This window comes from Teichococcus deserti (assembly GCF_001982615.1).
Taxonomy (GTDB): domain Bacteria; phylum Pseudomonadota; class Alphaproteobacteria; order Acetobacterales; family Acetobacteraceae; genus Pseudoroseomonas; species Pseudoroseomonas deserti.
The window spans coordinates 1-10,028 of the sequence record NZ_MLCO01000314.1 but is presented as its reverse complement, the minus strand read 5'-3'; the positions used below and the strand labels follow the sequence as shown (position 1 = coordinate 10,028).

At 72.0% G+C, this 10,028-nt stretch carries 12 protein-coding genes; 9 read left to right on the top strand and 3 right to left on the bottom strand.

The genetic code is table 11. From position 1 onward, the window contains the following. The 3 genes from BKE38_RS32420 to BKE38_RS25425 all read left to right on the top strand — a co-directional run. The coding region (locus BKE38_RS32420; protein WP_207553676.1) for a hypothetical protein at window positions 1-739 on the top strand (739 nt) is incomplete at its 5' end. Next, entirely contained in the window at window positions 729-1,124 is a 396-nt protein-coding gene (locus BKE38_RS25430; RefSeq protein WP_076960009.1) for a phage holin family protein, read from the top strand. The genes BKE38_RS32420 and BKE38_RS25430, both read left to right, overlap by 11 nt. Then, window positions 1,121-2,278: a DUF3618 domain-containing protein gene (locus BKE38_RS25425; RefSeq protein ID WP_076960008.1), complete on the top strand. Its 1,158-nt coding sequence runs from the start codon at window positions 1,121-1,123 to the stop codon at window positions 2,276-2,278. Before BKE38_RS25430 ends, BKE38_RS25425 begins: the two co-directional genes overlap by 4 nt. A 64-nt stretch (window positions 2,279-2,342) precedes the next feature. Here BKE38_RS25425 and BKE38_RS25420 read toward each other — a convergent pair whose 3' ends face one another. Together BKE38_RS25420 and BKE38_RS25415 are read right to left on the bottom strand one after the other, a co-directional pair. Continuing rightward, window positions 2,343-2,888, bottom strand: coding sequence for a c-type cytochrome (locus BKE38_RS25420; RefSeq protein WP_076960007.1), 546 nt, complete (start codon window positions 2,886-2,888; stop codon window positions 2,343-2,345). A gap of 322 nt (window positions 2,889-3,210) precedes the next feature. After that, window positions 3,211-3,423: a hypothetical protein gene (locus tag BKE38_RS25415; RefSeq protein ID WP_076960006.1), complete on the bottom strand. Its 213-nt coding sequence runs from the start codon at window positions 3,421-3,423 to the stop codon at window positions 3,211-3,213. A 460-nt stretch (window positions 3,424-3,883) separates the two neighbouring features. On the opposite strand from BKE38_RS25415, the gene BKE38_RS25410 reads away from it, so the two are divergent. The 6 genes from BKE38_RS25410 (at window position 3,884) to allE (ending at window position 9,484) form a co-directional block, all read left to right on the top strand. Then, window positions 3,884-5,413, top strand: coding sequence for an ATPase domain-containing protein (locus BKE38_RS25410; protein WP_076960005.1), 1,530 nt, complete (start codon window positions 3,884-3,886; stop codon window positions 5,411-5,413). Then, window positions 5,406-7,103: an ATP-binding protein gene (locus BKE38_RS25405; RefSeq protein ID WP_242662569.1), complete on the top strand. Its 1,698-nt coding sequence runs from the start codon at window positions 5,406-5,408 to the stop codon at window positions 7,101-7,103. Before BKE38_RS25410 ends, BKE38_RS25405 begins: the two co-directional genes overlap by 8 nt. A gap of 70 nt (window positions 7,104-7,173) precedes the next feature. After that, entirely contained in the window at window positions 7,174-7,407 is a 234-nt protein-coding gene (locus BKE38_RS25400) for a transposase (RefSeq protein WP_076960004.1), read from the top strand. Next, window positions 7,314-7,619 carry a winged helix-turn-helix transcriptional regulator gene (locus BKE38_RS33880; protein WP_076960003.1) on the top strand — a complete coding sequence of 102 codons (306 nt, stop codon included), beginning with the start codon at window positions 7,314-7,316 and terminating at the stop codon, window positions 7,617-7,619. Before BKE38_RS25400 ends, BKE38_RS33880 begins: the two co-directional genes overlap by 94 nt. 126 nt (window positions 7,620-7,745) lie before the next feature. Further along, the gene (locus tag BKE38_RS25390) at window positions 7,746-8,609 is read left to right on the top strand and encodes a fumarylacetoacetate hydrolase family protein (protein WP_076960002.1); all 864 of its coding nucleotides are present in this window, start codon (window positions 7,746-7,748) and stop codon (window positions 8,607-8,609) included. A 77-nt stretch (window positions 8,610-8,686) separates the two neighbouring features. Continuing rightward, the gene (gene allE / locus BKE38_RS25385; RefSeq protein ID WP_076960001.1) at window positions 8,687-9,484 is read left to right on the top strand and encodes a (S)-ureidoglycine aminohydrolase; all 798 of its coding nucleotides are present in this window, start codon (window positions 8,687-8,689) and stop codon (window positions 9,482-9,484) included. Here allE and BKE38_RS25380 read toward each other — a convergent pair. After that, window positions 9,485-10,028, bottom strand: a 544-nt coding sequence (locus BKE38_RS25380) for an Ldh family oxidoreductase (RefSeq protein ID WP_165694283.1), incomplete at its 5' end; no start/stop codon positions are given. It lies immediately after the preceding gene.

The following is a 10,028-nucleotide window of genomic DNA, read 5'->3' as shown; positions in this document are numbered from 1 at the left end:
CAGCCTGAGTGACCACGGCAACCAGCAGGAGGAAGCTGCCATGATCCCGCCCGAAACCCCGTCCCCGCCGCCAGCCTCCCCGGCGGCGGATGATGCGCGGCAGCGCATGCAGGACGCTGCCCGCACGCTGAAGCGCGAAACCCGCGAAGCCGCCCACGACACCGCCCATGGCCTGCGCGAGCAGGGTGCCGCCGTCGCCGACGCGCTGCAGGGCGAGGCGGCGCAGCTGGCGCAGAAGGCGCAGGACACCGCCGCAGAACTCGCGGAGAAGGGCCGCGAGGCCGGCGCCGCGCGGGTCGAGGGCCTGGCCGGCGCCGTGCAGAACATCGCCGACGACCTGCAGGACCGCGCGCCCGAGATGGCGAACTATCTGCGCCAGGCCGCGGATTCGGTCGGCGGCATGGCCGGCAGCCTGCGCGAGCGCAGCCTGGGCGACCTGCTCGAGGATGCGCGCAGCCTGGCGCGCCGCCAGCCCGCCGCCGTGTTCGGCGCGGCCGCGCTGGCCGGCTTCGCCCTGGTCCGCTTCGCCCGCAGCAGCGCCCCCGCCGGGACCAGCGCGGCGACGCCGGTCTCCACCGGCAACAAGGCGCCCGGCTGGTCGGCGCCGCAGCCGGATGCGGCGCCGCGACCGCTGACCCTGCCCGCCGCCACGCTGGGCGGCGCCGCCGCGCATCGCCCGGGCCAGGCGGCACCCGGCAGCATGCCCGTCACCCCGCAGGGAGGTTCCGATGCCCTCTGACAATGCCCGCGGCCTGCCCGACCTCGTCGGCAGCCTGCTCGAGCAGACCACCACCCTGCTGCGGCAGGAAATCCAGCTGGCCCGCGCCGAGTTCAGCGAGAAGCTTGGCCGGGTCGTCCAGGCCGCGGTCGCCATCGGTCTGGCCGCCGCCATGCTGCTGGCGGCCGTCGTCATCCTGCTGCAGGCGGTGGTCGCCGCCCTGGTCGACAAGGCCGGGCTGCAGCCCTGGCTGGCCGGGGTGATCGTCGGCGTCGTGGTGGCGCTGATCGCCTGGCTGATGCTGCGCAGCGGCCAGGCCCGCCTGCGCGCCGCCAGCCTGGTGCCGGAGCGCACCACCACCCAGCTGTCCCGCGACGCCAGCCTGGCCAAGGAGGCCGTGCGATGAGCCAGACCACCGATCCCGCCGGCCGTTCCGCAGCCGAGATCGAAAGCGAGGTGGAGCGCAGCCGCGAACGGCTGGGCGCCACCATCGAGACCCTGCGCAGCAGCCTGTCGCCCGGCCAGCTGGTCGACCAGGCGATGGATTACGCGCGCGGCTCCGGCGGCGCCGACTTCGCGCGCAACCTGGGCGGTGCGCTGCGCGACAATCCGCTGCCGGTGATGCTGATCGGCGCCGGCATCGGCTGGCTGCTGCTGTCCGACCGCAGCAGCCAGGCCGGCACGACGGCCGTGCATCGCGCGCCGATGGGGCCGGCCCTGCTGCCGCCGCCGGCGGGGGATGACGCGCCGGGCGTGGCGCAACGCCTGGCGGCGGGGGCCGGCTCGCTGCGCGACCGCGCCTCGGATGCCGCGGACAGCGCGACGGCAGGCCTGTCTTCCGTGGCCTCCAGCCTGAAGCAGGCCGGCCAGAGCGTGGTTGATACGGTGGCCGGCGGGGTCGAGGCCGGGCGCGATGCCCTGCGCTCCGGTGGGGACCAGCTGCGCGACAGCGCCGGGCAGCTGCGCCAAGGGGCCCAGCAGGCGGCGCAGCGGACCAGCGCCGCCGGCAGCCAGGGCTATGCCCAGGGCCGCGCCGGGCTGGACGCGGCGCGCGACAGGCTGCGGCAGGACTGGGACCAGCTGGGCGATGCCCGGCCGCTGCTGCTGGGCGTGCTGGGCCTGGCCGCCGGCGCCGCGCTCGGCGCCCTGCTGCCGCGCAGCGAGGCGGAGGACCGGCTGATGGGCGAGGCCAGCGATGCCGCCGCCCGCCAGCTGAAGGAGACGGTTGGCGAGGGCGTGGCGGAAGCCGGCGCGGTGCTGCGCGACGAGGCGGAGAAGCTGCAGGACCGCGCGGCCGAGGCCTATGACGCCGCGCGCGGGCAGCTCGATCGCGACGGCGCCTCGCCGCACGCGCTGGGCAAGGCCGTGCAGGTCGCCGCCGGGCATGTCGCCGAGGCCGGCGCCGAGGCGGGGTCCCGGCTGGCCGATGCGGCCGATCGCGGCATCGACCGCGTGGCCGAGCCGGCGCGGGAGAAGGACGCCGACGCCACGCCCCCGACGACGCCGTCAACGACGTCGCCGACCACGCCGGGCGCGCCGCGGCCGGACGGGACGCGCTGAACCGACCGCGCTGGCGGTCGGCGGATCGGGCGGGCGGGGTCGGACCCCGCCCGCCCTTCGCGATTCAGGGACGCGCCGGCTGCAGCGCCGAGAAGTGGCGCGCCACGGCCGCGATATCCTCCGGCGAGAGCCGGGCTGCGATGCCTTCCATCACCTCGACCGTGTCGTTGCGCCGGCGCTGGCCGCGGAAGGCGTTCAGCTGCGACACCAGATAGGCCTGCGGCTGAGCAGCCAGCGGCGGCAGCATGACGCCCTCGCCGCGGCCGCGCAGCCCGTGGCAGTTGCCGCAGCCGGGCACGCCCAGGGCATTGTCGCCCACCTCGTCCAGCATCCGTCCGCGCGCCTGCAGCGCCGCGGCCGAGAGCGCCGTTTCCGGAGGCTTCAGCCCCGCGACATAACGGGCGACCGAGGCGCGCTGCCCGGCATCCAGGGCGCGGGCGATCGGCGTCATCTGCTCGTTCAGCCGGATGCCGGCGGCATCATCCTCGAGCTGCTTGGCGACATGTTCGGCCGACTGGCCGGCCAGCCGCGGATAGGGCGGCGGCCGCCAGGCCGTGTGGGGCAGCAGAGCAGCGCAGGCCGGAACGCGCCTGCCGGACCCTGGCGGCAAGACCGAAGCGGGGGCATGGGCAGGTTTCCTCAGGGCGAGCGGAGCAGGCTCGGCGGGGGCCGGGCTTTCCATACCGACTGCGAAACCAGCCAGCGCGGCGTAGGGTCCCCGAAATTCCTGAAGACGACGGGGACTAATCGCGGCGGCGGCTCAGATGGAAGAAGAAGATCCTCCTGAAAGGACGAAATTAACGCGCCGCGTCATCTTGCCCTTGATCAGCGAGACGGATGGGACGGCCGCAACAGAGACTTGAGCGTCATCGTTCCTGACCCCCCGTATCCCGCCTTGCGGCGCCAGGCCGCCGGGAAGGCCAGCGCTGCCGTCAGTCCGGCGCGAAGCCCGCCTGACGCCGCACCGTGGCGAGAACCTCTTTCAGCGCGCTCTCAGGATCCGCGCAGGGTGGCGAGGTCGCCTCGACATTCTGCCCGGTCGATTTCACCGTCAACACCGCGGTCCGGATCCATCGCCCGCTCTCGTCGCGGGACGGCGCGGAAATCCTGACATCATGGTCGGAGCGGATGAGAAGCTGCGGCATGGCGGCCTCCTACACCATGGAGGATCGCCTTCATTATCCCATGTTAAAAACCTGGCCGATTCCTTTGGCAATTCCGGCTCCCAGCGGCGCGGGCGCATCGAAGACCAGCCCTCGCCGCGGCGCGCAGCAGGCGGCGCATCATCACCTGCAGAACGACGTCGGAGAGGGGAGAAGCAGCGCAGTCCGCGTGTCGCGCAGGCAGCATCCACACGCTGCCGGACGAGCAGCCGCAGCGCCGCCAAGGGGGTCGTGGCGGCGGCGAATGTCCAGTCCTGCTCCACGATCAGGACACGGCCTCGACGACGTTGAGACCCCGACCAGTGACAGGCCCGGCCCTTCCAGGCGCTCAAAGCGACAGGATCGATCGGCGGGCTGAAGCTTGGCCGTCGCCACCGCTGGCGATGGCGTGACCCGACGATTTGCCGTATCGGACGTTGTCGTTCGTCACCTGGAATCCGCGATGCCTGCCACCTCCGACCATGCCGCTGCGCCTGAGGGCCGCCGCACCAAGATCAGCACGGGCGTGCCGGGGCTGGACGATATCCTGGGCGGCGGGCTGGCGCCGAGCCGCCTCTACCTGACGGAGGGCATGCCCGGCTCGGGCAAGACCACGCTGGCGCTGCAGTTCCTGATCGCCGGGCGGGATGCGGGCGAGCGCTGCCTCTACATCACCCTGTCCGAGACCCAGGAGGAGCTCGACGCCGTCGTCGCCTCGCATGGCCTCTCGCTCGAGGGCATCGACGTCTTCGAGCTGGGCTCGGCCGACACGCCCTTCAGCCCCGACCGCGAGATGACCCTGCTGCACCCCTGGGAGGTGGAGCTCGGCGAGACGATCAAGGTCATCACCGACCAGATCGAGCGGATCAACCCGGCGCGCGTCGTCTTCGACAGCCTGTCGGAAATGCGGCTGCTGGCCCAAGACGCGCTGCGCTACCGGCGCCAGATCCTGGCGCTGAAGCAGTTCTTCGCCGGCCGGCGGGCCACGGTGCTGCTGCTCGATGACCTGACCGGCGGCGGCGGGGTGCAGGACCTGCAGCTGCACAGCATCTGCCACGGCGTGATCACATTGGAGCGGCTGACGCTCGATTTCGGCCCGGCCCGGCGCCGCATGCAGGTGCAGAAGATGCGCGGCAGCGATTTCCGCGCGGGCTACCACGACCTCGTCATCCGGCAGGGCGGGCTCGACATCTTCCCCCGCCTGGTCGCCGCCGAGCATCATGCGCCCTTCAAGGGCGATCCGGTGCCGAGCGGCCTGCCGGAGCTCGACGCCCTGCTCGGCGGCGGCCCGCTGCGCGGCACCTGCACCCTGATCACCGGCCCGGCCGGCGCCGGCAAGACCACCATCGCACTGCAATACATTGCCGCGGCCGGCGCCCGCGGCGAGCGCAGCGTCCTCTACGAGTTCGACGAGCGCATCGGCACGCTGATGAGCCGGGCGGCGCAGCAGGGCATCGACCTGCAGGCGCTGATCGACAGCGGCCAGCTGCTGCTGCGGCAGATCGACCCGGCCGAGGTCTCGCCCGGCCAGTTCTCGGCGATGCTGCGGCGCGAGGTCGAGCAGGAAGATGTCCGTCTCGTCGTGCTCGACTCCCTCAGCGGCTACGAGTCGGCGATGCCGCAGGAAAAGCAGCTGATCCTGCAGATGCACGAGATGCTGTCCTACCTGAACCAGCAGGGCGTGGCGACGCTGCTGATCAGCCCGCAGCAGGGGCTGGTCGGCGGCATGCACACCAACCTGAACATCAGCTACATCGCCGATGCCGTGCTGCTGCTGCGCTTCTTCGAGGCCGAAGGCGAGGTGCGCAAGGCGCTGGCGGTGCTGAAGAACCGTGGCGGCGCGCATGAGCATGCCATCCGCGAGCTGCGCATCGACCAGACGGGCCTGCGCATCGGCGCGCCGCTGACGGCGTTCCAGGGCATCCTGACCGGCACGCCGAGCTATGTCGGCCAGGCCGGCCCGCTGCTGGCGGAGCGCCCCCCGGGTGGATGACCGGCGCGGGGCGCCGGCCGCGGGGCCGGTGCTGATCCTGACGCCGACCGGGCGGGACGCCGAGGGGGCCGCCTGGCTGCTGGGCGGCGAAGGCATCGACTGCGCCATCCACGCCTCGCTCGGCAGCCTCGAGGCGGCGCTCGACGACGGCGCCGGGCTGGTGCTGCTGGCGGATGAGGCGCTGTTCAGGGCCGATCTGGACGGCCTCGCCCAGCGGGTGGCGCGGCAGCCGCCCTGGTCCGACCTGCCCTTCATCGTGCTGACCCAGGCGGGCATCGCGGCGCGGCGGCAGATGGCGGCGATGAACCTGGCCGAGCGCCTGCGCAACGTCCTGCTGCTGGAGCGGCCGCTGAACGCCGTCGCCCTGATCAGCGCGGTCAGGTCCTCGCTGCGCGCCCGGCAGCGGCAGCGACAGCTCGGCGCCCATATCCGGGCGGAAGCCGAGACCGCGGCGCGCGCCAAGGCCGAGCTCGAGGCGCGGGTGCGCGAGCGCACGGCGGCGCTGGAGGCGGCCGAGGCGGAGCGGCGCGAGATCGCCGCCGCGCTGGCCCAGGCGCAGAAGATGGAGGCGGTGGGCCAGCTGACCGGCGGCCTCGCCCACGACTTCAACAACATGCTGGTCGGCATCTCGGGCAGCCTGGAGCTGCTGCAGCGGCGGCTCGACCAGGGCCGGCACGAGCAGCTGGGCCGCTACGTCGCCATGGCGCAGCAGGGCGCCGAGCGGGCGGCGGCGCTGACCCACCGCCTGCTGGCCTTCTCCCGGCGGCAGACGCTGGATGCCCGGGCGACGCCGGTGAACGCGCTGGTCGACGGCATGCTGAACCTGATCCGCGCCACGGTGGGGCCGGAGATCACCGTCGAGCGGCACCTGGCCAGCGACCTCTGGCTCACCCTCTGCGACCCGCACCAGCTCGAGAACGCGCTGCTGAACCTCTGCATCAATGCCCGCGATGCCATGGCCACGGGCGGCACGCTGACCATCGGGACGGCCAATCTCCGCCTCGACCGCCAGGAGGCCAGCATGCTGAGCGAGGCCCGCGCCGGCGACTACGCGACGCTGTCGGTCACCGACACCGGCACCGGCATGTCGCCCGAGGTGCTGGCGCGGGTCTTCGAGCCCTTCTTCACCACTAAGCCGCAGGGCCAGGGCACCGGCCTCGGCCTGTCGATGATCTATGGCTTCGTGCAGCAATCCGGCGGCCATGTGCAGATCGACAGCGCGCCGGGCCGCGGCACCACGGTGCGCCTGGCGCTGCCGCGCCATGAGGCGCGCGGGCCGCAACCCGCGGCCGAGCAGCAGGTCGCGGCCAGGCTCGACGGGCGCGACAAGGTCGTTCTGGTGGTCGATGACGAGGCGAGCGTGCGCCTCATCCTCGCCGAGGTGCTGGGTGATCTCGGCTACACCGTCATCGAGGCGTCCGCCGGGCATGAAGGCCTCAGCCTGCTGCGATCCTCGCCGCCGATCGATCTTCTGGTCACCGATGTCGGCATGCCCGGCGGCATGAACGGACGCCAGCTGGCCGATGCCGCGCGACGGCAGCGGCCCGAGCTTCCCGTGCTGTTCGTCACGGGCTTCGCGGCATCCGGCCTGGCGCGCGACGGCACCCTGCCCGAAGGCATGCAGGTGCTGGCCAAGCCCTTCCCGGTCGGCGAGCTGATCCGCAAGGTGCAGGAACTGCTGCCGGGCTAGGTCAGGACCTGTTCGATCCGGCCTTGCGCGCTGATGGTGCCGCGACGTCACCGCCGCCGGAGGTGCTGCCATGGCGGATTTGTTCTGGGTGACAGAGGCGCCGTCCGCGCGGATCTGGCCCTTCTTTCCAGGCTCGCATGAAGTGCCCCGGATGGATGATCAGAAGGTGGCCAGCAGGATCATCGAGGCCGTCCCAAGCGCCCTGCCTTGGTGCGACGCGCCTGCCGGGAGCGGCCCGCAGGTGACGCTCTCCGACCGCTGCATCCGCTGGAGCAGGATGGGCGTCTCAAGCCGGATCGTCTGATCGATGGCACGTGGGATGCGTCCCGCCTGGTCCACCCTCTGGAGGGGAGACTGCGCGTCAACGCCCTGCGCCGCCGCCTGCCCGGCGTCACCCGGCGCATGCTGACCAGCCAGCTGCGCGAACTGGCGCAGGGCGAACCGATCGCCCGCACCGTCTGCGCCCAGGTGCCACCCAGGCTGGGATACGGCCTTTCTGAACTCCGACGTTCATGACAGCCTGTGCCGGGCCTGCCGCAGGCGTGGGACGATGCGCCTCCGCGCCCTTTCCGCGCCGCCGCCTGATTGACCGCGGCCGCGTTCCGGCAAGAATACGTCGCAGGGAATGAGGAGGAACGTCGGATGCGGTTGATCGCTTTCGAGCAGGAGGGGGGCGCCCAATGGGGTGCCCGGGTCGGCGACGCGCTGGTGGCGCTGGCCGATGTGGTGCCTGGCCTGCCGGCCGAGCCCAATGCGGCGCTGGCCGCGCTGAACCTGCCGGCCGGGGCGCCAGCCCTGGCCGCGAAGCTGGCGGCGGCGCCGAAGCGCCCGCTGGAGGGCGTCAAGCGCCTGCCCGCCGTGCCGCGGCCGGGCAAGATCATCTGCATCGGACTGAACTATGTCGAGCATGCCAAGGAGGGGAACAATCCGATCCCCGACTATCCGGCGGTCTTCCTGCGCGGCGCGGCCTCTCTCGCGGCACATGGCAGCGCGCTGCTGCGGCCCAAGGCCAGCCACAAGTTCGACTATGAGGCGGAGCTCGCCATCGTCATCGGCCGCCGCGCCCGCCACCTGACCGAGGCGAATGCGCTGGACTGCGTCGCCGGCTATACCTGCATGAACGAAGGCTCGCTCCGCGACTTCCAGCGCAAGTCGACGCAGTGGAGCATGGGCAAGAATTTCGACCGTTCCGGCGGGCTGGGTCCGGAAATCGTCACCCCGGACGAGCTGCCGCAGGGTCCCAACGCGCTGCGGATCAGCAGCCGCATCAACGGCCGCACGCTGCAGGACAGCAACACCGCCGACATGATCTTCTCCGTGCCACGGATCCTTACGATCCTGACCGAGGTGATGACGCTGGAGCCCGGCGACGTCATCGCGACCGGCACGCCGAGCGGCGTCGGCTATCCGCGCCAGCCGCCGATCTTCATGCAGCCCGGCGACATGGTGGAGATCGAGATCGAAGGCATCGGCATCCTGTCGAACACGGTGGAAGACGAAGCCTGACCTTTGCCGCGCGGGGTGGCTGTCGCGCCGCCCCGCGCCATGCTTCCATGGCCGCTGCACAGGATGGAGCGACCCGGATGCAGCCGCATGCCCTGAACCTTCCCCCCGGCCGGCTGCTGCCCGGCGCCATCGGGCTGAACCGGGGCGTGGTGCGGCCGAACTACGCCTTCCTGCCGCCCGAGGGCGTGCTGAAAAGCCGTCTGCCCAGCTACGAGAAGACCGCCGCGCGCTTCCTGGCCGCGCCGGTGCTGGGCGCCCGCTTCGCCCAATTCGTGCTGGAGATCGAGCCTGGCGGCGGCAGCCTGCGCCCCATCGCCGAGGCCGGCATCCAGCATTTCTACTACGTGCTGTCGGGCGAGGTTTCTTTCAGCGTCGGCGACCTCGGCAGGAAGACCGTCGATGCCGGCGGCTTTCTCTACGCGCCGCCAGGCGTGCCGCTGACCATCCGCAACGAGGGCGCGGCGCCGGCCCGGGTGCTGGGCCTGCGCAAGCGCTACGAGGCGATCGACCTGCCGCCGCCGGCGCCGATCCTGTCCCATGCCCGCGACGTGCCGCGCACCAACCACACCGGGCTGGACGGCCGCGGCTTCCAGCATCTGCTGCCCTTCGGCGATCTGTCCTTCGACTTCGAGATGAACCTGATGTGGTTCGGCCCCGGTACCTTCTTCCCCGCCGTCGAGACGCACATCATGGAGCACGGCCTCTACATGCTGCAGGGCCAGGGCCTCTATCTGCTCGGCACCGAATGGCATGAGATCTGGCAGGACGACTTCATCTGGATGGGCGCCTTCTGCCCGCAGCAATTCTATCCGACCGGGCCCGACGAGGCGGCGTATCTGCTGTACAAGGACGTCAACCGCGACGTCGCGCTCTGATCAGCCGAAAAGATCGCTGTCCTGGCCAAGTTCCCCGGCCAGGACCTTGAGCGCCGCACGGGTGTCGTCCGGCAAAACGATGCCGTCACGCCGCTGCCGTTCCTCGGCGCGCGCCTCGATCTCGCCCGGGTGGAAGATCTCTTCGACGCCCTCGGCGCGCGGCACGGCTTTCAGCTCGGCCACCAGCGCCTGCATCCGGGCGAAAAAATCCTCCAGCGGCAGGAAGCGGGCAATGTCGAGCGCGATCATCAGCTGCCCGGCGCCGCTGCGGCCCTCGGCGCGATAGGGGCCGGTGACGCCGCTGCCGAAGACGCCGCCCGGCAGCACTCCCGCCAGCACATCCATCATCACCGCGATGCCCGAGCCCTTGTGCCCGGCCATGGGAAGGATGATGCCCTCGATGGCGGCAGCGGGGTCGGTGGTGGGGCGGCCGGCGGCGTCCAGCGCCCAGCCGGGCGGGATGGCCTCGCCGCTCTTCTGCGCCAGATAGACCTTGCCGCGCGCGACCCCGCCATTGGCGATGTCCAGCACCACCGGCGGCCGG

Coding starts and splice junctions, on each gene's coding strand:
- BKE38_RS25400 (WP_076960004.1), top strand. CDS start 7,174: ATGGCGGATTTGTTCTGGGTGACAGAGGCGCCGTCCGCGCGGATCTGG.
- BKE38_RS25410 (WP_076960005.1), top strand. CDS start 3,884: ATGCCTGCCACCTCCGACCATGCCGCTGCGCCTGAGGGCCGCCGCACC.
- BKE38_RS25430 (WP_076960009.1), top strand. CDS start 729: ATGCCCTCTGACAATGCCCGCGGCCTGCCCGACCTCGTCGGCAGCCTG.
- allE (WP_076960001.1), top strand. CDS start 8,687: ATGCAGCCGCATGCCCTGAACCTTCCCCCCGGCCGGCTGCTGCCCGGC.
- BKE38_RS25390 (WP_076960002.1), top strand. CDS start 7,746: ATGCGGTTGATCGCTTTCGAGCAGGAGGGGGGCGCCCAATGGGGTGCC.
- BKE38_RS25415 (WP_076960006.1), bottom strand. CDS start 3,423: ATGCCGCAGCTTCTCATCCGCTCCGACCATGATGTCAGGATTTCCGCG.
- BKE38_RS25425 (WP_076960008.1), top strand. CDS start 1,121: ATGAGCCAGACCACCGATCCCGCCGGCCGTTCCGCAGCCGAGATCGAA.